This is a genomic window from Chryseobacterium sp. HMWF035, from assembly GCF_003094695.1.
Taxonomy (GTDB): domain Bacteria; phylum Bacteroidota; class Bacteroidia; order Flavobacteriales; family Weeksellaceae; genus Chryseobacterium; species Chryseobacterium gambrini.
The window spans coordinates 37,014-59,569 of record NZ_QEHP01000080.1 but is presented as its reverse complement, the minus strand read 5'-3'; the positions used below and the strand labels follow the sequence as shown (position 1 = coordinate 59,569).

Here is a 22,556-nt window from a genome sequence, read left to right as displayed (position 1 = left end):
TTTTGTTTAACTTTAATTCAGCATTTAGAAAGATTTTAATGAAAGATTTTAATGAATTGATACAAACCCATTTTGGACCGCTGAATTCTCAGGAACTCTCTGTTATTCAATCTTATTTTAAAAAAGAACAATTAGAAAAAAATGAAATATTTACAAATTCGGGCGAAATTTGTAACAGATTAAGCTTGGTGAAATCCGGAGTTTTGCGTGTTTTTGCTTTGTCCGAAGATGGAAAAGAGATTACGCAATGGCTTTCTACGAAAGATTTTTTCATTACCGATGTGATGGGATTTTTCTTTAATCAACACAACCGATGGACAATACAGGCTTTTACCGAAGCCGAATTGCTTACCATCTCCAAAACAGATTATTTAAAACTTTGCAGGGAATTTCCCAAATGGACTGAAATTGAGAAAAGATTTATTATTAAATGCTTTGCAATGATGGAAGACCGGATATTTTCCCATCTTTCTATGACCGCAGAAGAAAGATATAACCGGTATTTTGAGCAGAATAGAGAATTATTTCATCAGGTTCCGTTGCAATATATCGCTTCGGTTTTGGGAATGACGCCCGAAACTTTCAGCAGAATCAGGAAACGACAGGCAGAAAATTCTTGATTTTTGTCAAGAGAACCTATTTTCTGTTGTCAGACATTTGTAAGATAAATCTCAGACAATGAAAAATCTCTTGCAGCTCGAAGAATTAGGACAATTTGGTTTAGCCGTTTTCCTGTTTACCCGGTTAGAATTTCAGTGGTGGCTTTTTCCGCTTTGCCTTTTGCTTCCGGATGTTTCCATGGTCGGCTACTTAATCAATCCAAAAGCCGGAGCCCGGATCTACAATTTTTTTCATCATAAAATGCTCGCAATCCTTGTTTTTATTCTCGGATTTTGGCTTAAAATTTCTATCGTAGAATTTGCCGGAATTATTTTATTCGCACACTCTGCGATGGACAGGATTTTCGGATACGGATTAAAATTTGAAGACAATTTCAAACATACCCATCTGGGTTCAATAGGAAAAAAAAACCGTTTAAATCTTAAACATAAACCCTTCCGCAAGCTTTTTCTCATATTTTGCTTCATCAAAACGATACAGAAAAGACCCTTTTTTAGAAGAAGTCATATCTTTACCCTCCGTTTTCACAAGAATATCCAGCGCATTAATTTTGCTGATGAAATTCCGCTTGTCAAACTGTTCATTAAAAATCGCCTCGTATAAATTTTGCAAATCTTTCATCGTAAATTTTTCCGGCAGAAGCTCGAAACCGATAGGTCTTGTAGAAGCTCTTCTGCGCAATCTCAGAACGGCATCTTCTACCATTTCGTTATGATCAAAGATAAGACTTGGAAAATCCTGAAGATCAAACCATTTTGCGCTGTATTTTTCATTGATCTGGATATTTTTTTCAATATTAATCAGTGCATAATAGGAAATTGACATAATTCTTGCCGTAGGTTCACGGTCGATCCGCGTATAAGAATTCAATTGTTCCAGATAGATGTTTTCCAATCCTGTGAGGGTATTCAGGACACGGTGCGCTGCTTCATCGGAGGTTTCTTCGTTTCCTATAAATCCGCCCATCAAGGACCATTCTCCCATTTTAGGCTCAAAATTCCTTTGTACCAGAAGAATTTTAAGATTTTCGCCGTCGAACCCGAAAATAATACAGTCTACAGCTACCAAATGTCGTGGAAAATGAGAATAGTCTTGTGTCATCGATTATATTTTATACAAAGTTAATGCTTTTAGCCTTTGATTTTACGGCTTAATCAATATAAATGTATTTTATACACTTTATTTTACTTTTTATTTTGAATTTCTCAGGATTTCATCATCTTCCTTATCATTTTGGGAGCCATTTACACCTTCGAAACTTACATTTTATTCATCTAAAACATTAAAAACAGATGAACTTAATGTTAAAAATATGTTAAAATTAATTTTACTTTCATTTTAAATTTACCCTAAAACTCATATCAGGGCTTAGTCTTAAAAATACGATAAGCTATTAATATAAAATATCAGCGTTTATACTGTATATTCCGTATTCATTTTTTATACACGTAATTTCGCTGTATGGTTCTGATTATCGCTATTTTTCATAATCTTAATTTTTATGATAAGCTCCTGTTGTTTTTAGTTTTTTTCTAAGACTTTAAAATAGACTTTTTTTTGATTTCGGCGGCTCATTCTGCAAAATTCTTTGTCATATTGATTCTTTCTTTTATTTTTAGAAATGTTGAATAGACATTTATTAATGAATAAAAAATCGCTGATAGTATTTTTAGGTTTAAGCACATTTGCTTTTGGGCAGATGAGCAAAACAGTCAGCTATTTTCCGCTGAACAAAGTCGCTTTGTCTGAAAGTATTTTCAGCAGGGCAATGCAGACGGATAAAAATTACATAATGTCGATAGATCCCGACCGTTTGTTGGCTCCCTATTTAAAAGAGGCAGGACTTAATCCTAAAAAACCGAATTATCCGAACTGGGAAAATACAGGATTGGATGGTCATATCGGCGGCCATTACATTTCTGCTTTGGCTTTGATGTACGCTTCTACAGGCGATGTGAAAGTAAAACAACGACTGGATTATATGATCGACGAGTTGGAACGTTGCCAGAATCTTTCAGGAAACGGTTATATTTCCGGCGTTCCGGATGGCAAAAAGATATGGAAAGAAATCTCGGACGGCAATATTCGTGCATCCGCTTTCGGACTGAATGACCGTTGGGTTCCTTTATATAATATTCACAAAATATATTCCGGTTTGCGTGATGCGTATTGGTACGCAGACAGCGAAAAAGCGAAAAAAATGCTCATTAAGCTTACCGACTGGATGGCAGACGAAGTTTCCGGACTTACCGATGAGCAGATTCAGGAGATGCTGAAAAGCGAACACGGCGGACTGAACGAAGTTTTTGCCGATGTTTATGACATTACCAAAAATGAAAAATATCTTAAGTTAGCACACCGATTCTCACATCAGGCAATTTTAAATCCATTGTTGATTCACGAAGATAAACTGACGGGAATTCACGCCAATACGCAAATCCCGAAAGTAATCGGTTTCAAGAGAATTGCAGATCTGGAACATAACAAAGAGTGGAACAGCGCCGCAGTTTTTTTCTGGAATAATGTAACCCAAAAACGTTCAGCCATTATCGGCGGAAACAGTGTAAGCGAACATTTCAATCCTACCGGAGATTTCAGCGGGATGATTAAAAGTATTGAAGGACCCGAAACCTGCAATACCTACAACATGCTGAAACTGACCAGAGAACTTTTCGCCACTAATCCAAAATCCTCTTATCTTGATTATTACGAAAGAGCTTTATACAATCATATACTTTCCACCCAACATCAGGAAAAAGGCGGGTTTGTTTATTTTACACCCATGCGTCCCGGTCATTACAGAGTATATTCCCAGCCGGAAACCAGCTTCTGGTGCTGCGTTGGTTCAGGAATGGAAAATCACGCCAAATATGGTGAAATGATTTATGCGCATTCTGATAACGATTTGTACGTGAATCTTTTTATTCCGTCTGTTTTAAAATGGTCAGAAAAAAAATTGGTCATAAGACAGGAAAATAATTTCCCGCAGGAACCTTCCACAAAATTGATCTTTGATCTTGCTCCAAAATCCGAAGTTAACCTAAAAATTAGAGTTCCCGAATGGACGGATGTTTCACAGATAACAGTTTCAGTGAATTCTAAAAAGATCAGTACTTCTGTAGATTCCGAAGGTTATATCAACATCAGCAGAAAATGGAAAAAAGGTGATGTGATTGAGATGAAAATGCCGATGCATCTTTCTGCAGAACAGCTTCCGGACAATTCCGATTATCATGCATTCAGATACGGACCCATTGTTCTGGTAGCAAAATATGGTAAAGAAAATCAGACAGGGCTCTTTGCCGACGACAGCCGCGGTGGACATATTGCGCACGGACCGCAGATTCCTTTGAACGACATTCCGACAATTTTAGGATCTTCAACAACGGTTTTGAATCATCTTCAACCTGTTAATGAAAAAGATTTAAAATTTAAAATTAGCGGACTTTATCCTCAGAATAAATTCAGCAACGGATTGGAGCTTGTTCCGTTTTACCAGATTCAGGAAGAACGTTACATTATCTATTTTCCACAGGCAACGCAGGATAAAATCGAAATGATTCAGCAGAAAAAAGCCAAGGAAGAAGAGATCATCCGAAAATTGGATATTATCACAGCAGATAAAATCCAGTTAGGCGAACAACAGCCGGAATCGGACCATTTTTTTGATAGCAAAGATGCCTACGAAGGCTATATGGAAGACCGGCATTTCCGAGATGCCAAAGGCTGGTTTAGCTATCAGATGAAAAACAAGGACAGAAATGCAGAATACCTTTATCTTCTCTATTTCGATGCCAATAGCAATCGTACCCTGAATGCAGAAATCAACGGAATTAAAGTGTTTTCAAAAGACTTCGGAGGGAAAAACGGAAGTTCACCACAATCACTATTGATCGCAGTTCCGGATTCTGAAAAAAATAAAGAAACACTTACCGTCAAATTTATTTCGGACGGGAAATCCTTCACTCCAAAAATCGTTGAAGTGAGATTATTAAAAGATAAGCCTTTTTAGCACATAAAAATGAATACTATAATTTTTTTGGCAGCGTCATCCGCTCTCCGTTCGCGCTTTGTCATTCTGAGCTTGTCGAAGAGTCTGCTAAGATGGGCTGTGAAAGATTCGAAAGTTGAAATCAGCTCCGAAGGAATTCAATTCTAAAAAACAAAAGATCTGCATTTAGCGTTTAAAAATTTATAAAAATGAATTATAAAAATATCAAAATTCTAACCTTTCTTCTCTGCATATGCTGCACTCTGCTTTTTGAAGCCAAAATCAAATTACCCGCACTGGTTTCAGACGGAATGATTTTACAGCGCAACCAGAAATTAAACATCTGGGGAAAAGCGGATCCCAATGAAAAAGTAGACGTTAAATTTCTTAGTAAAAACTACAAAACGACTGCAGACCAAAACGGAAACTGGAAAATTCTACTTCCGGAACAAAAAGCAGGCGGTCCGTACACCATGACCATCAACGAAATTACCTTAAAAGATATTCTGATCGGCGACGTTTGGCTCGCTTCAGGACAGTCGAATATGGAACTGCCGATGCGCAGACTTACACCATTGTATTCAGACGAAATCAAAAATGCAAACAATCAGAACATTCGTTTTTTTACGGTTCCGCAAAAATATAACTTCAAATCACCTCAGACTGAATTGGAAGGAGGAAAATGGGAAGCAACAAATCCTCAAACCATTCTGAATTTTTCTGGGGTTGCTTATTTTTTTGCTAAAGATGTAAGCGAAAAAAATAAAGTTCCGGTAGGAATCATTCATGCCAGTTTGGGAGGTTCTCCAATTCAGGCTTGGATGGATGAAAATTCTCTGAAAAAATATCCTGATTATTTGGATGAGGCTAAAAAATGGCAGAATGATGAGTTGATAAAATCAACAGAATCTTCGGAACAGGCATTAAGCAAAGCCTGGTATACAGAATTAGATCAGAGCGACATAGGTTTAAACCAACATTGGGAAAAATTTGATTTAAATGATTCTGACTGGAAAACCATGAAAATTCCGGGCTCTTGGGAAGATACGGAAGGCTCTTTTGAAGGTTCGGTCTGGTTCAGAAAAGAAATTATTTTAACTAAAAATCAGGCAGGAAAAACCGCTTTTTTAAACCTTGGAAGAATAAAAGACGCCGATGTAACGTACATTAACGGAATAAAAGTCGGAAATGTAACTTATGAATATCCTCCGCGTTGGTACGATGTTCCGGCAGGAATTCTGAAGGAAGGCAAAAATGTAATTGCGGTAAGAATTTCCAATGGAAGCGGAAAAGGGCAGTTCATCGCAGATAAACCCTATTACCTTGAAATCGACGGACAAAAAATAGATTTAAAATCAGAATGGAAATATAAAATCGGAGCAAAAATGGCAAAAATGGCACCCGGAACAACGTTTATCCGCTGGAAACCTACAGGATTGTACAATGCCATGATAAATCCTTTAATCAATTATAATATCACAGGAGCAATCTGGTACCAAGGCGAAAGTAACACCGGAAAACCGAAAGAATACGGCGATTTATTAACCACGATGATTACAGACTGGAGAAACAAATTCAATAATAAAGAAATGCCTTTCATCACCGTTCAATTGGCTAATTTTATGGAGTCAAAAGCGCAGCCTATCGAAAGCAACTGGGCGGAGCTAAGAGACCAACAGCGTAAAGTTTCATTACAGGTTCCAAATGCAGGACTTGCCGTGATCATCGATATAGGAGAATGGAATGACATTCATCCGCTGAATAAAAAAACAGTAGGAGACAGGCTTGCTTTGCAGGCAATGAAATTGGCTTACGGAAAAAACATCGTTGCAGACGGACCGGTTTATCAGTCAATGAAAATCGACGGAAATAAAATTGTACTTTCTTTTAAAAACGGAACCGATGATTTTGCTCCCGTTGTTGAGCTGAAAGGGTTTGCTATCAAAAACGCCGGCGGAAACTGGTCTTGGGCAAAAGCAAAAATCCAAGGCAAAACAATTGTAGTCTGGAATGATTCCGTGACGGATCCAGTTGCAGTCCGTTACGATTGGGCAGATAATCCCGATGGAAACCTCAAAAACAAAACCGGACTTCCTGCATCGCCTTTCACCACAGAATAAACATTTAATTTGATTTTTAATCTTTGCTGAGAGAACCTTAAAAAAGATTAGCAGTCAAAAAAATCTTTGCGGATTTTGCGTTCAGAAAACATCATTTATCAATCATCATTTATCAATTATAACATGAACAATTCATCTCAAAAAATATCTGTCGTTGAAAAAATCGGCTACAGTTTGGGAGATCTAGCGGCAAATCTGGTTTTCCAGACTTTAGTAACGTATTTAGCCTATTTTTACACCGATATCTACGGATTAAAACCCGAAGACGCCTCCATTATCACTTTGATTGTCGGATTGATTGCAGGTTTCGGATTCAATCCGATGGTCGGTGCTTTGGCAGACAGAACACGAACCAAATGGGGGAAATTCCGTCCGTGGATTTTATTTTCAGCGGTTCCATTGGGTGCAGCCGCACTTTTTGCATTCAGTACACCGAATTTTTCTTATCAGGGAAAAATGATGTATGCAGCGGCAACATATACGATTCTACTGTTGTTATATGCTGCTAATAATTTGCCTTATGCTGCTTTAAGTGGCGTGATTACAGGCGATATGGGCGAGAGAAACAGTATTTCGTCTTATCGTTTCGTAGCAGTAATGTTTGCACAGTTTTTTGTGCAGGTTTTTATGTTGCCGATTATTTTATCAGCAGGAAACGGCGATAAAGCAGTAGGAATTGAGATCGTAATGACGTGGTTGGCGATTATAGGAACCATAATGTTGCTCATTACATTTTTCACAACCAAAGAAAGAGTTATTCCAAAACCGGAACAGGAGTCCACTTTGGGAGCAGATTTAAAAGATTTAAAGAAAAACAAACCATGGATTATCATGTTGGTGGTTACGGCACTGATTTTCATTACTTTGGCAATGAAAGGAGGTTCCTATGTCTATTATTTCAACAATTACGTGGATGAAACTTCCTTGAAAAATTTCATATCACCAATTACGGCATTCTTCAGCTCCATCGGGATGAATTTCTTTGGAGAAGATCCTCGTTCAGCAGGTTTCGGGCTCTTCAACGCAGGTGGAATCATTATGATGATCATCGGAATTACCTTTTCAAAGAAATTTGCAGATAAATATGGGAAAAGGGACGCTTTCATTGCTTCTCTGTTCATTTCCACTTTGTTTATCGTGGCTTTTATGTTTTATCCGCCAAAGTCGGTAGGATTGATGTTCCTTTCGCAGATTCTTCACGGCTTTTTCTACGGGATCAGCACACCTTTGCTTTGGGCAATGATTGCCGATGTTGCCGACTATTCCGAATGGAAAAACAACAGACGCGCCACAGCCATTATTTTTTCTGCCATGATGGTGGGGTTAAAAGTTGGTTTGAGCATCGGAAGTTCACTGGTTTCCTCTATTATCGGACATTACGGCTACATTTCTTCGGAAGGTACGGAAAACGTCATCCAGCCGGAATCCGTAGCGAATGGAGCTCAGATGTTGGTCAGTATTTTTCCTGCGATTCCGTTCTTTGCAGCGTGTGGATTATTAATGTTCTACGAAATCAACAAAAAAATGGAAACCCAAATCGAGCAGGATTTGAAAGAGAGAAGGAAAAAAGAAGATTAATATGGGTTTAATGATTTGGGCAGCTTAATCCGTCTTCCACTCCCGCTTTTTTGTTCCGCTTTGCTTCACAAAAAGAGCTCCGTTCAAGCCGGGCTGCGCGATTCAGCATAAAACAAATTTTACAATTAAAGACAATATTGGACATTCTTTAGTTTAAGAATTTTAATAGAGAAAAATAAAATAGCAAAAACTTCGTAGGAGCGAACTGTTAATAGCCAATATATTCAAGCCATTGAGCCTCGTAGAGGCGACCTGTTAAGTTTCGGAATAAATAATAAAATTAAAAATGAAAAAAATAGCCGCATTACTGGGAATTTTAACCCTGACCGTTTCCTGCAAAACCACAAATTCGGCATCATCAAAAGATTCCCTGAAAGATGCTTTCAAAAATAAATTCTACATCGGAACAGCAATGAGCCTTCCTCAAATTAACGGTACCGATGTAAAGTCGGATGAAATTATCAAAAAACAATTCAGTTCCATCGTTGCAGAAAACTGTATGAAATCGATGTTTATCCAGCCGCAGGAAGGGCAGTTTTTCTTTGACGATGCAGATAAATTTGTAGAATTTGGTGATAAAAATAAAATGTTCATCATCGGTCACACGTTGATTTGGCATTCCCAGTTACCAAAATGGTTTTTCGTAGACAATAACGGAAAAGACGTTTCGCCCGAAATTCTGAAACAGAGAATGAAAAGCCATATTTCAACTTTGGTCGGAAGATATAAAGGTCGTGTAAAAGGTTGGGATGTTGTGAACGAAGCAATTATGGAAGACGGAACGTACCGCAAAAGCAAATTTTACGAAATTCTGGGCGAAGAATTCATTCCGCTCGCTTTTCAGTATGCACAGGAAGCAGATCCAAATGCCGAATTGTACTACAACGATTACAACGAATGGTTTCCGGAAAAAGTAAAAACCGTTACCAAAATTGTCAAAGATTTGAAATCCAGAGGTATCAGAATCGACGGTGTAGGAATGCAGACTCACGTAGGACTTGACACTCCAAAACTGGAAGAATATGAAAAAGCAATCACTGATTATGCAGCAACAGGAGTAAAAGTCAATATTACCGAAATGGAAATCAGCGCACTGCCTTCTCCATGGGGAACTTCTGCCAACGTTGCCGACAAAGTGGAATATGAAGCCAAAATGAATCCATACACCAAAGGATTACCTGAAAATGTTACCAAAGAATGGGAAAACCGCTATCTGGATTTTTTCAGGCTATTCATCAAACATCAGGATAAAATCCGGAGAGTAACACTTTGGGGCGTTACCGACAATCAATCCTGGAAAAACGATTTTCCGGTAAAAGGAAGAACCGATTATCCGCTGCCATTCGACAGAAATTATCAGGCAAAACCTGTTGTGCAAAAAATCATTCAGTTAACCAAAGAAAAATAATTATTAAACCACAAAAGGAACATAAGAAAAATTGAAATAAAATTATTCAAAGAATAAAAGAGTGAAATGTTTATGACATATTCTTTTTTTAGCTTTTGGAAAACTTAATAAAAGAAATAAAATCTTTTGTGCCTTTTGTGGTTAAAAAATAAAATCTATCATCTAAAAATCTAAACTATAAAATGAACAAAGCAAAATACCTTTTCCCGAAAGATTATATGGCAGATCCTTCCGTACACGTTTTTGAAGGAAAATTATACATTTATCCCTCTCACGACCGCGAAAGCGGCATCGAAGAAAATGACAATGGCGACCATTTCGATATGAATGATTACCATGTTTTTTCTCTTGATGACGTAGAAAACGGAGAAGTTACAGACCACGGTGTTGTTCTTTCCGTACAAGATATTCCATGGTCGGGAAGACAGTTGTGGGATTGCGATGTGGCTTTTAAAAATGACAAATACTATATGTACTTTCCTTTAAAGGATAAAAACGATATTTTCAGAATCGGCGTTGCGGTGAGCGATAAACCTTACGGACCATTCATTCCGGAGAAACATCCGATGATGGGAAGTTACAGCATAGATCCCTGTCTTTTTGAAGACGAAGGAAAACATTATATGTATTTTGGAGGTATTTGGGGCGGACAATTACAACGCTACAGAAACAATAAAGCCTTGGAATCTGCTATTCTTCCTAGCGATAATGAACCAGCCATTTCATCAAAAGTAGTAATGCTCAGCGATGATATGCTTGAATTCGGCGAAGAGCCAAAAGATGTCGTTATTTTGGACGAAAACGGAAACCCATTGCTTCATGGTGATAAACATCGTTTTTTCGAAGCGTCATGGATGCATAAATACAGCGGTAAATATTACTTCTCTTATTCAACGGGAGATACTCATTTGATTTGCTATGCCGTGGGTGATAATCCTTACGGTCCGTTCACTTTTCAGGGTGAAATTTTAACGCCCGTTGTTGGCTGGACGACCCATCACAGCATTGTAGAATTTAAAGGAAAATGGTATCTGTTCTTCCATGATTCTGTTCCGAGTGGCGGAAGAACATGGCTGAGAAGCATGAAAGTCGTTGAATTGGAATACGATGTAAATGGAAAAATAAAAACGATTGAAGGTTTGGAAGACCATCAGTAACTTCTACAACTTTATCAAAGTTCGAACTTTGACAAAGTTTGTTTCTTAAAAGAACTCGAAAAGTTCAACAAAAGTAGCCGTAGGTGAAACCTATGGAAGATTAACGAAGATAAGCCGAACCCGAAGGGTTCAATATCAATTGGCGTAGGTAAAAAACCTATGGAATTTAAAGCAAAAATTTAAAATAATGCAACATTTCCGAAACTATATATTACTGTTTCTCATGATTCCGCTCATGGCTTGGGCTGAAGACGGAAGCCAGTTATGGCTAAGATATCCGGTAAATCCAAAGTCCAGAAATATTGTGAATTCAAACAGTAAAAGTCCTACCATTGAAATCGCTAAAAAGGAGCTCAATCAACATTGGAGCGGACAAGCTGTTGATTTAAAGATCGACAAATTTCCGGAAAATTTTAAAGACGGTTACAGAATAGTTTCTACTCCAAAAAAAATCAGCATTCTTGCAAAAACAGATTTAGGATTACTGTACGGAAGCTATCATCTTTTAAATTTGCAGCAGCAAAACACTAATTTCTCTAATTTGAAATTAGAAGAAAAACCTTCCTACGACATAAGAATTCTCAATCATTGGGACAACTTGGACGGAACGATTGAGCGTGGTTATGCCGGTCATTCACTTTGGAAATGGGAAGATTTACCAAGTAAGATTTCCCCGCGATACGAAGAATATGCAAGAGCCAATGCGTCCATCGGGATCAATGCAACGGTTCTTAACAATGTGAATGCTTCACCAAATATGCTTCGAGAAGATTATCTGAAGAAAGTCAAAGTGTTAGCCGATATTTTCAGACCCTACGGAATTAAGATTTATCTGTCAGTCAATTTTTCTTCACCAAAAGTTTTGGGAGGATTGCAGAACTCCGATCCGTTGAATCAGGAGGTACAGAAATGGTGGAAAGATAAAGCCGCAGAAATTTACAGGTTGATCCCTGATTTCGGAGGATTTTTGGTAAAAGCCAATTCCGAAGGGCAGCCCGGACCGCAGGATTACGGAAGAACACATGCAGACGGAGCGAATATGATGGCGGATGTTCTGAAGCCCTACGGCGGAATCGTCATGTGGAGAGCATTTGTGTACAGTCCGAGCAAAGAAGATCGCGCAAAACAGGCACATCTGGAATTCGTTCCTTTAGATGGGAAATTCAGAGATAATGTGATTATTCAGATTAAAAACGGACCGATTGATTTTCAGCCGAGAGAAGCATTTAACCCGCTTTTCGGAGCATTGAGAAAAACTTCTGAAATGGTTGAATTTCAGATTACGCAGGAATATTTAGGACAGGCAAATCATCTGGTTTTTCTGACACCGTTATTCAAAGAAACTTTAGATAGCGATACTTTTTCAGATGGAAAAGGTTCCACAATTGCTAAAATTACAGACGGAACATTAAGACCTGCAAAACTTACTGCCATTGCTGCAGTTGCCAATATAGGAGAAGATACAAACTGGACAGGACATCATTTTGCCCAAGCCAATTGGTATGCGTTCGGACGTTTGGCGTGGAATCACAATTTAACTTCGGAACAGATTGCAGATGAATGGATTAAAATGACTTTTACAGATCAGCAAAACTTTGTAGATCCTGTCAAAAAAATAATGCTGACTTCACGTGAAACTGCAGTAGATTATATGATGCCGCTTGGTCTTCATCATATCTTCGCCGGAGGACATCATTACGGTCCGGAACCGTGGGGCGATTACAAAGGGGGAAGACCCGACTGGTCGCCGGTTTATTATCATCAGGCTAATGCAGAAGGACTCGGTTTCGACAGAACAAAAACGGGAAGCAATGCCGTTTCGCAATATTTTCCGCCGCTTAACGAAATCTATGGTAACATCAAGACAACTCCTGAAAACCTGATTCTCTGGTTTCATCATGTTCCGTGGGATTACAGAATGAAAGATGGAAAAACACTTTGGGATGAGCTGTGCTATAAATATGATTCGGGAGTTCAGAATGTAAGAAACTATCAGAAAATCTGGGATCAAATACAGCCCTATATTGATAGTCAAAGGTTTTCAGAGGTTCAGGATAAGCTGAAAATTCAGGCAAAAGATGCAGTTTGGTGGAAAGATGCCTGTTTGCTTTATTTTCAGACCTATTCCAAAAGACCTATTCCGTCTGATATTGAACAACCTGTTCACCAGCTTGAAGATCTAAAGAAGATCAAACTCAATATGGGACATCACAATTGATCAATCTATTTAATTTTAAACAAATGACTTCTAAATTTTTTTGAGACAGGAAGTTGTTTGTTTTATGAATTAAGTATGAATTTAACAATTAATTGATGGTTTCAACTTTAATGAATGTCTTATTTGTTAATAATCAGATGTTTAATGTTTGGTTTGTCATTCCGTAAGAATCTCAACAGAAAAATAAAGATTTAGATTCCTACAGAATGATAAACTGACTGTTGATGATGGAGCAGTAATAAGATTTAAAAATCAAACAGTTAACCAAAAAAAATCAATAATAAATAAAAATCTACATATGAAATTTTTTATCGATACTGCCAATTTAGAGCAGATCAGAGAAGCGCAGGATTTGGGAATTCTTGATGGCGTTACTACCAATCCGTCTCTTATGGCGAAAGAAGGAATCAGCGGGAAAGAAGCTGTTTTGCAGCACTACAAAGAGATTTGTGAAATTGTAGACGGCGATATTTCGGCAGAAGTGCTTTCCACAACCTATGAAGAAATAATCAAAGAAGGCGAGGAGTTGGCGGGAATTCACCCTAATATTGTAGTAAAAGTTCCTATTATTAAAGACGGAATCAAGGCGATCAAATATTTTTCCCAAAAAGGAATCAGAACTAATTGTACCTTAATTTTCTCAGCAGGACAGGCACTTTTAGCGGCAAAAGCAGGAGCTACTTATGTTTCTCCATTTTTAGGAAGACTGGATGATGTTTCCACCGATGGTCTTCATTTAATTCAGGAAATCAGAACCATTTTTGATAATTATGGTTTCGAAACTGAAATTTTGGCAGCATCTGTTCGCCACGCGATGCATATCATTAACTGTGCGAAAATTGGTGCTGATGTGGTAACTTGTCCTTTGCCTCCGATTTTGTCATTGCTAAAGCATCCTTTAACGGATTCCGGTCTGGAACAGTTTATTAAAGATTCACACAAAATGCAGTAAAAATATGCACGATATTCAAAAATTAAAAAATATTGCTTCGCAGGTTCGCAGAGATATCGTAAGAATGGTTCACGCCTGCCAGTCGGGACATCCGGGAGGTTCACTGGGATGTACAGATTTTCTTGTAGCGCTTTACTTTGATGCAATGAAAAGAAAAGAAGGATTTGATATGACGGGAAAAGGTGAAGATGTATTTTATCTTTCCAACGGTCATATTTCTCCTGTTTTTTACAGTGTTCTGGCACATGCGGGATATTTCGATAAATCTGAACTGGCAACTTTCAGAAAGCTGAATTCCAGATTGCAGGGACACCCTACTACGCACGAACACCTTCCCGGAGTTCGCATTGCTTCAGGCTCACTTGGACAGGGATTGTCTGTGGCAGTCGGTCATGCGGTTGGAAAGAAACTAGATAATGATACGAATTTGGTTTTCAGTCTTCACGGTGACGGTGAATTACAGGAAGGGCAGAACTGGGAAGCGATTATGTATGCCTCTCACAATAAAGTTGATAATCTCATCGCCACCGTAGATTATAACGGACAGCAGATTGACGGCCCAACATCCAAAGTACTTTCTCTGGGAAATCTTAAAACCAAATTCGAAGCCTTTGACTGGAAAGTTCTTGAAGTGGAAAACGGAAACGATATGGAAGAAATTCTAAAAGTTCTGGACGAAGCCAAATCTTTGACAGGAAAAGGACAGCCGATTTGTATTCTCCTGAAAACAGAAATGGGTTACGGCGTCGATTATATGATGGGAACTCACGCTTGGCACGGAAAAGCACCGAATGATGAACAATTAGAAAAAGCTTTAGATCAACTCGAAGAAACTTTAGGCGATTATTAAATTAAAAATTATTTGGGCAGCTTTTTCCGTCTTCCGCTCCCGCTTTTTTGCAAATTTCCAAGGCTTTTCCACCGCGGAAATTTGCAAAAAGAGCTCCACTCAAGCTGGGCTGCGAGAAATCGAGGAACGAGATTCATCGATTCAAAATAAAAATAATAAAGTGGAGATAGATTCGCCGTTCCAAATCAATCAACGAACAAAGCATTAAAGAGAAAAAGTTTTCGGAAATAACAATAGAATTTATTGTGATGTTAAATTACAGGTCGCTCCTACGGAGCTGGATTCTCTAGAATTAATTTTTCTATTAACAGTTCGCCACGCTGTGGCTCCATTTAAATACGCTTTAGAATAAAAAATGCTCCGTAGGAGCGAACTGATAATAGATCAAAATAATTCGGCATCACAAAACCTCGTAGAGGTGACCTGTAAAGCTTTTAGTGTTCACAAAAAAAATATTTTGTAAAAACATCGGATAAAATTTACTTGAGAAATCCACTTTTAGCTGAGCAAAGCGCCTTTGCGAACAGAAATATCCTTAATAAGATGAAAAAATCTTTGCGCTTTTTGCATTAAAAAAATATCCACAATTAATATACAAATGAAAAAATATACCTACACAGAAAAAAAAGACACCCGAAGCGGCTTCGGAGCAGGAATGGCAGAACTGGCAGATAAAAATCCCAATGTTGTCGGGCTTTGCGCAGACCTTATCGGTTCTTTAAAATTTGAAAAATTCATCGAAAAAGCGCCAGAGCGTTTTTTCCAGATCGGAATCGCGGAAGCCAACATGATTGGTATGGCAGCAGGTCTTGCAACGGAAGGAAAAATACCTTTCACGGGAACGTTCGCCAACTTTTCTACAGGAAGAGTGTACGATCAGATTCGTCAGTCGGTGGCTTACTCAGGGAAAAATGTGAAGATTTGTGCATCTCACGCAGGGTTAACGTTAGGTGAAGATGGTGCGACCCATCAGATTCTGGAAGATATCGGATTAATGAAAATGCTTCCGGGAATGACGGTGATCAATACCTGCGATTACAATCAGACGAAAGCGGCGACCATTGCTATTGCAGATTACGAAGGTCCTGTTTATCTGCGTTTCGGACGTCCCGTAATTCCTATTTTTACAGATGAAAATCAAAAATTTGAAATTGGAAAAGCATGGATGGTGAATGAAGGAAAAGATGTAACCATCATTGCAACAGGACATTTGGTTTGGGAAGCCATCAAAGCAGGAGAAATTCTTGAAGAACAGGGAATCGATGCTGAAATTATTAACATTCACACCATTAAGCCTTTAGATTCTGAATCCATTCTCACTTCCGTTAAAAAAACGGGTTGTGTAGTAACTGCGGAAGAACACAACAGATTAGGCGGGTTGGGAGACAGTGTCGCTCAGCTCTTGATTACAGAATATCTTGCTCCTCAGGAATATGTTGCCGTAAACGACAGCTTCGGGGAAAGCGGAACACCGGATCAGCTGATGGAAAAATACGGATTAACAGCCAATGATATTGTAGAAGCGGTGAAAAAAGTAATGAAGAGAAAATAAACAATTGCTTGATTTAAATTTTTGGCACAACTCACGATTTTTTCAGAGAAAAAGATAAATTTTATTCGTGAATTCGCGACAAAAAAATTTAAAATCATAAATTGCAGTCAGGTATGCAGGATAATTTAATCAATCACACAAAAGACGCATTTCGGGCATTTTTTCAGTCAGAACCTGAAAGAATTTTTCTCGCGCCGGGAAGAATCAATATCATTGGAGAACACGTAGATTACAGCGACGGCTTCGTTCTTCCAGCGGCCATTGATAAATATATTTGTTTTGCTGTAAAAAAAACAGATGATTCTGCAATCTCTTTTTTTGCCAAAGATTTTAATGATTCTTTCAGCTTTGATGTTTATGAGAAGCAGATTCCGGTTTCGAAGACCTGGGTGAATTATCTGTTGGGTGTTTTCAATGTCATTCAGGAATCCGGAAAAGAAGTCGGAGGATTACAGATTGCTTTCAGCAGTACGATTCCGATGGGTTCAGGTTTATCTTCTTCAGCAGCTTTAGAATGTGGATTTGCCTATCTTCTCAACGAAATTTTCGATTTAAATTTAAATAAAAAAGAAATAGCGGTCATCGGTCAGCAATCCGAACATACTTTTGTAGGGGTAAAATGCGGCATTATGGATCAGTTTTCGTCAGTCTTCGGAAAAGAGCATCAGGTGATGATGCTGGATTGTAACTCTCTGGAACATCAGTATTTTGAAGCCAATATGGAAGGTTGCAGTCTGGTTCTTTTCGACAGTTGTGTAAAACATACCCATCTTACTTCCGGCTACAATGACAGAAGAAGAGATGTTGACAACGGTAAAAAAATATTGGGTGAAAAATTTCCTGAAGTACAGAAATTCAGAGATTTCAGTTTTGAAATGCTGAATGAGGCAAGAGCAGAGATGGGAGAAGTTCCTTATAAAAGATGCTTTTACCTTCTCAAAGAGATCAAAAGAGTGGAAAAAGCAGCAAAAGCTTTGTCAGAAGGGAATATAGCATATCTTGGACAGCTTTTGAACGAAACCCACTCCGGACTTTCGACTGAATTTGAAGTAAGCTGTGATGAACTCGACTTTATGGTTGAACAAACGTTGAAAGAAGAAGGCGTTTTAGGCGCAAGAATTATGGGAGGCGGTTTTGGCGGCTGCAGCATCAATCTTATTAAAGATGAAAATGTAAATCAGGTTATTGAAAATATCACTGTTCAATATAAAGAGGCGTACAATATCGAGATGAAAATTTACAAAGTAAAAATATCGGACGGAATTAATGAATACCAGAGAAATGAAATCATCATTTAATCAGAAAAACCATCCTCACAGAAGATACAATCCGCTTTTGGATGAATGGATTCTGGTTTCTCCGCAAAGAGCGAACCGACCTTGGCAGGGACAGACCGAAAAAACGTCAGGGGAACAGCTTCCGTCTCACGACCCGAATTGTTATTTATGCTCAGGAAATGTTCGGATTAATGGAGAAAAAAATCCGGACTATAAAAGCGTTTTTGTTTTTGATAATGATTTTGGCTCCCTGATGAAAGACGATGTTGAATTTTCTGGTGAAACTTCAGATTTCTTTTTACTAAAACCTGAACGCGGGATTAACCGGGTTATCTGCTTTTCGGAAAATCATAGTCTTACGTTGCCCGATATGGAAGTTAATGACATTAAAGCAGTCGTTGATGTGTGGCAGAAACAGTATGAGGAACTGGGAAATCTCGATTACATCAATCACGTTCAGATTTTTGAAAATAAAGGTCAGGTGATGGGTTGCAGCAATCCGCATCCGCATGGGCAGATCTGGGCACAGTCTTCAATTCCTTCTACGGTATTAAAGACGCAGGAAAATCTTAAAAGATATTTTGAAAAAAACGGTGCTTCTCTTTTAGAAGATTATGTAAAAAAAGAGTTGGAAGCCGATGAAAGAGTCATTTTAGAAAATGAAGATTTTGCTGCATTAGTTCCGTTCTGGGCAATATGGCCTTACGAAACGATGATTGTAAGCAAAAGAAAAATTGTAAATCTTCTTCATTTTTCCGAAAACGAAAAATTATCCTTAGCATCAATAATAAAAGACTTAACCACGAAATACGACAACCTTTTTAATACTTCATTTCCTTATTCAGCAGGGATTCATCAATCTCCAACCGATGGAAAATCTCATCCGGAGTGGCATTTTCATATGCATTTTTATCCACCATTGCTGAGAAGTGCAGAAGTAAAAAAATTTATGGTAGGTTATGAAATGCTTGCTGAAGCTCAGCGAGATATCACACCGGAGCAAAGTGCAGAGGTATTAAAGAATCTTCCTTAAAAATAAAATATACCGATCAGATATTAACATTTTCCCGATACTGAACAGGTGTTAATCCAACAAATTTTTTGAATAATCTTGTAAAGTAAGAAGGACTTTCAAATCCCAGATCATAAGCTATTCCGGAAACATTGTTTTCTGAACTTAACAGTAGATTTTTAGCTTCTTTAATCAAATAAATATGAATGTGCTCCAAAGCTGTCTTTCCGGTTTCCTGCTTTAGTACATCACTCAGATAACGCGTGGAAACAGAAAGTTTATCCGCAAGGTAATTTACGGTTGGCAGCCCATTTTGTAAGTGCAGATCTTTTTCAAAATAATTATCTACCACTTTCTGGAATTTTTTGACCATTGTTTCTGATACATTGATACTTCTGTCGATAAACTGTCTCTTATAAAACCGGTCAGAATATTTAAGGATAGAATCAATGTCCGACAGAATGATCTCCCGGACGAATACAGCCGTGAGATTATTCTCAGCCATATTTCGTCCATTCTGAAATATGCACAATGGTTTTACAAAAGACAATTCGTCGATCATCCTCAGATAAAAGGAAAAATGATTTCGAAATTTAACGCTGCTTTAAAGAATTACATCAATGAAGGTCAATTGGAGCATAACGGACTTCCGACTGTTGCACAATTGGCACAGCAGCTTTTTGTTTCTCCACGTTATCTCAGCGATTTATTGAAACAGGAAACAGGAAAAACAGCAATGGAGCATATTCATATTTTTCTGATTTCCGAAGCTAAAAATCTTTTAAGACTTAACGAAAAATGCATTGCAGAGATTGCTTTTCAGCTTGGTTTCGAAAACGCATCCTACTTCACGAGATTGTTTAAAAAACAGACAGGAATGAAGCCCATGGAATTTAAAAACATGAGTTTGAATTAAAGATAATGAACCGTTTTTACCGTTGGAAATGCGGGACCTAAAGCCTAAAGTAAAATTAAAAATCTTGTAATTTTTGTATGTTAATAGTTTAAATTTCAGATTAATAGTATCCCAATATCTTCATCCATAATCCTCCCACAATCATATAAATAACTAAAAGAACAATCCCGATTTCCAGACCTCGCAGCCACCATACTTTCAGATCTACATAGCCGCTTCCGAAAAACACAGGAGCCGGACCGTGTCCATAATGGGTAAGAACCCCATAAATAGACCCCATAAAGCCAAGCATCATAGCCAAAAGCATTGGCGGAATTCCTACAGCTACACCTACTCCCAGTAATGCAGCATACATAGCAGCAACGTGGGCTGTTGCACTTGCAAAAATATAGTGGCTGAAAAAGTATACGAGAATAATAACAGGGAAAGCAACCGTCCATGTCATTCCTCCGATTTTTATTTTGATAAGATCACTAAACCAGCCGATAAATCCAAGTTCGTTAAGGGAACTTGCCATCATCACCAGAACTGCAAACCAGACAATAGTATCCCAGGCTCCCTTTTCGGATTTTACGTCCTCCCACGTTAAAACTGAGGTTAACAATAATAATGTAAGACCAATGAATGCTGTTGTAGTTGCATCAATGGATAATGCACCTCCAAAAATCCAGAGTCCCAGCAAAATGAAAAAAGCAAGAAGCATCAGCCATTCATTTTTGGTGATAGGTCCCATTTCTTTTAATTTTTCGGCTGCCATTTTGGGTGCGTCGCCGGTTTTTTTTAATTCAGGCGGATATAATTTATAAAGAACCAAAGGCACTACAAAAAATGCGACCAGTCCCGGAACAAAACCTGCTGCCGCCCAGGACATCCACGTAATGTCTATTCCGAATCCTGCCGCAAATTTCTGACACATAGGGTTGCTTGCCGTTCCTGTAAGAAACATTGAAGAAGCAATCAGATTCATATAATAGCTGTTCAGGGTGAGGAATGATCCCAGTTTGCGGTGGGTTTCCGGTTTTTCCGGAACAGAATCAAAGCTTATCGCCATTGATTTCATGATCGGATAGATGATCCCGCCTCCTCTTGCCGTATTGCTGGGTATTGCCGGAGCAAGGCACATATCTGCCAATCCTAATCCATAAGCCAGACCAAGAGAGCTTTTCCCGAAGATACGGATAAAAAGAAATGCAATTCTATTCCCTAAACCTGTTTTAATAAATCCTCTTGCGATAAAAAAAGAAATCCCGATCAGCCAGATAACCTTATCTCCAAATCCGGAAAGAGCTTTAGTGATGGATTTTCCTGCATCTCCGGGTGCTGCTACTTGCGTAAGCGCGGTAAATGCAACAGCCATCATACACATTGTGCCCATAGGTGCGGCTTTAAGAATGATTCCTAAAATTGTGGCTGCAAAAATTGCAAACAGATGCCATGCATTTTCCTTAACGCCTTGCGGGGCAGGAATAAACCAAATAATTAATGCAATGACAAAAGTTATGATTACTGCTTTAACGTTAATTTCTTTCATAAGATTATGTTTTTTTGATGGTTTAAAATCGGCTCTGTACCTGAACGATAAACAGATTGTTATTGTGCTGTGTGGTATTGTCTATCTGGTGTTTGTAACGGTCGAACTGCATTCCCAGCTGTATTCTTGCGCCGTAATTCTTCAGGAACTCAAGTCCGAGCATGGGTGTTGTGGTTTGTCTTGGGTTGGAGTTTAACCGGAAATTGCTGTCCAGATATTCGTAGCGGCAGGAAAGCTCAAAAGCGCTTAAATTTCTGTGATTGATTTCGTAACGGATATTCGGCAGGAAATAAACACCTCGTGTCAGATATTCGTCCGGATTTGAAGGTCTGAGTTCCGGTGCGACCGCGAAATAAAGTAAATGATTGGTAGCCTGTTTGGCTTCAAGCTGCATATCCAGACTCCATTTTGGATTAAACCGGATAAGTGAACTTACATCTATTCCGGCAGCATAGATTTTTTTACTGAAAACTTCGCCGATACCTCCATTAAGACCGAGATTCAGATTATATTTTTCTGCCAGACCAAAAACCAGCCGGGTAGAGTACTGCTTGCCATTGTCATTATCACTAATTTGGTTTTTACCGTTTCCATTAACCAGAGAAACCGCATACTGGAAAGGTATTTTTCCCAGTTTCAATTGTCCTGTTGCTGCGAGACCGATCTGAAAACTTGTCCAGCCCAGTTTTCCGAATTCTGTATATTGATTAGACCAGTCCAGAGATTTTATAATGTCGATAGGGTAGGTTTCTTCGATTCCGAACAAAGGACGAAATTGCCCGACGGTAAATGCTAATTTTGGATTGAAAGTATATTTTAAATATGCATTTTCCAACACTCTGGATTTTGGATCATTTTTGAAATCGGCAAGGTTGGCAAGTGCAACAACCTCTGTTCTTTTACTGATCTGAGCGCGCATCTGTACCCTCATGTATTTTACTATAAAAGAGTTGTCTGTTCCGCTGCCATCCTCATGATGAAGACCGTTAACATCTACATTTTTGGTTGTACCCACAAGATATCTAGCCTGAAACAGACCTTTAACCTGTAATACAGGATATTTTACATCGTCCTGATTTTTTTTTGAGTCTGCAGAGTCAGAAGTTTGGGCTTTTATATTGACTGTAAAAAAAACAATACATAATAACAAACCTTTTTTCAGTTGAAAAGAAGTCATAGTTTTTAGTTTTAGTGGCTATATAAATATACGAAATTTATTTAAAATTTAATGGGTGAAAGACTGTGAGATTTATGTTAGATGAGTTTAAATTGGTCTTTTTAGCTGTAACCGATAAAAAATTTGCTGAAATTATTTTTTCATTTTGTTTACTCATATAGTATATTTGTGATTTATTTTTAATCATAATTTTATC

Annotated in this window: 17 protein-coding genes and 1 pseudogene; 14 read left to right on the top strand and 4 right to left on the bottom strand. The window is 38.2% G+C overall.

The window, feature by feature from the left end:
- Positions 1-38: 38 nt before the first annotated feature.
- Both DD829_RS12490 and DD829_RS12485 read left to right on the top strand, forming a co-directional pair.
- Positions 39-620, top strand: a complete 582-nt coding sequence (locus DD829_RS12490; protein ID WP_108411270.1) for a Crp/Fnr family transcriptional regulator — start codon at positions 39-41, stop codon at positions 618-620.
- Between the two features lie 58 nt (positions 621-678).
- Positions 679-1,008 (top strand): annotated as a pseudogene (locus tag DD829_RS12485) (DUF4260 domain-containing protein); the annotation flags it as partial.
- 27 nt (positions 1,009-1,035) lie between these two features.
- On the opposite strand, the gene DD829_RS12480 reads toward DD829_RS12485, so the two are convergent.
- The gene (locus DD829_RS12480; RefSeq protein WP_076396142.1) at positions 1,036-1,722 is read right to left on the bottom strand and encodes an NUDIX hydrolase; all 687 of its coding nucleotides are present in this window, start codon (positions 1,720-1,722) and stop codon (positions 1,036-1,038) included.
- A 520-nt stretch (positions 1,723-2,242) separates the two neighbouring features.
- On the opposite strand from DD829_RS12480, the gene DD829_RS12475 reads away from it, so the two are divergent.
- From DD829_RS12475 to DD829_RS12425, 11 genes are all read left to right on the top strand, one after another.
- Entirely contained in the window at positions 2,243-4,633 is a 2,391-nt protein-coding gene (locus DD829_RS12475) for a glycoside hydrolase family 127 protein (protein ID WP_228408186.1), read from the top strand.
- Between the two features lie 188 nt (positions 4,634-4,821).
- Positions 4,822-6,732: a sialate O-acetylesterase gene (locus DD829_RS12470; protein WP_108409228.1), complete on the top strand. Its 1,911-nt coding sequence runs from the start codon at positions 4,822-4,824 to the stop codon at positions 6,730-6,732.
- Positions 6,733-6,855: 123 nt separating this feature from the next.
- A complete protein-coding gene (locus DD829_RS12465) occupies positions 6,856-8,310 on the top strand; it encodes an MFS transporter (protein ID WP_108409229.1) in 1,455 nt (484 codons plus the stop codon).
- A gap of 286 nt (positions 8,311-8,596) precedes the next feature.
- On the top strand, positions 8,597-9,718 hold the full coding sequence (locus DD829_RS12460) for an endo-1,4-beta-xylanase (protein WP_108409230.1): 1,122 nt from the start codon (positions 8,597-8,599) through the stop codon (positions 9,716-9,718).
- 182 nt (positions 9,719-9,900) lie between these two features.
- Complete coding sequence (locus DD829_RS12455) at positions 9,901-10,875, top strand: glycoside hydrolase family 43 protein (protein WP_108409231.1); 975 nt, start codon at positions 9,901-9,903, stop codon at positions 10,873-10,875.
- A 187-nt stretch (positions 10,876-11,062) separates the two neighbouring features.
- Complete coding sequence (locus DD829_RS12450; protein ID WP_108409232.1) at positions 11,063-13,093, top strand: alpha-glucuronidase; 2,031 nt, start codon at positions 11,063-11,065, stop codon at positions 13,091-13,093.
- A 298-nt stretch (positions 13,094-13,391) separates the two neighbouring features.
- Positions 13,392-14,045 (top strand): fructose-6-phosphate aldolase, encoded by a 654-nt coding sequence (gene fsa, locus DD829_RS12445; protein WP_108409233.1) that lies wholly within the window; start codon positions 13,392-13,394, stop codon positions 14,043-14,045.
- A gap of 4 nt (positions 14,046-14,049) precedes the next feature.
- Positions 14,050-14,895, top strand: coding sequence for a transketolase (locus DD829_RS12440; RefSeq protein WP_108409234.1), 846 nt, complete (start codon positions 14,050-14,052; stop codon positions 14,893-14,895).
- Positions 14,896-15,493: 598 nt separating this feature from the next.
- Complete coding sequence (locus DD829_RS12435) at positions 15,494-16,447, top strand: transketolase family protein (protein ID WP_108409235.1); 954 nt, start codon at positions 15,494-15,496, stop codon at positions 16,445-16,447.
- Positions 16,448-16,560: 113 nt separating this feature from the next.
- Complete coding sequence (galK, locus tag DD829_RS12430; RefSeq protein ID WP_108409236.1) at positions 16,561-17,745, top strand: galactokinase; 1,185 nt, start codon at positions 16,561-16,563, stop codon at positions 17,743-17,745.
- Positions 17,714-18,757 carry a UDP-glucose--hexose-1-phosphate uridylyltransferase gene (locus DD829_RS12425; protein WP_228408185.1) on the top strand — a complete coding sequence of 348 codons (1,044 nt, stop codon included), beginning with the start codon at positions 17,714-17,716 and terminating at the stop codon, positions 18,755-18,757. The genes galK and DD829_RS12425 overlap by 32 nt, the downstream gene beginning before the upstream one ends.
- A 16-nt stretch (positions 18,758-18,773) precedes the next feature.
- Here DD829_RS12425 and DD829_RS12420 read toward each other — a convergent pair whose 3' ends face one another.
- Complete coding sequence (locus tag DD829_RS12420; RefSeq protein ID WP_228408184.1) at positions 18,774-19,241, bottom strand: helix-turn-helix domain-containing protein; 468 nt, start codon at positions 19,239-19,241, stop codon at positions 18,774-18,776.
- 75 nt (positions 19,242-19,316) lie between these two features.
- Here DD829_RS12420 and DD829_RS12415 point away from each other — a divergent pair, with 75 nt between their 5' ends.
- Positions 19,317-19,652: a helix-turn-helix domain-containing protein gene (locus DD829_RS12415; RefSeq protein WP_228408183.1), complete on the top strand. Its 336-nt coding sequence runs from the start codon at positions 19,317-19,319 to the stop codon at positions 19,650-19,652.
- Positions 19,653-19,752: 100 nt separating this feature from the next.
- Here DD829_RS12415 and DD829_RS12410 read toward each other — a convergent pair whose 3' ends face one another.
- A complete protein-coding gene (locus tag DD829_RS12410; RefSeq protein WP_108409239.1) occupies positions 19,753-21,183 on the bottom strand; it encodes an anion permease in 1,431 nt (476 codons plus the stop codon).
- A gap of 22 nt (positions 21,184-21,205) precedes the next feature.
- Positions 21,206-22,360, bottom strand: coding sequence for a porin (locus tag DD829_RS12405; RefSeq protein WP_108409240.1), 1,155 nt, complete (start codon positions 22,358-22,360; stop codon positions 21,206-21,208).
- Positions 22,361-22,556: the final 196 nt, after the last annotated feature.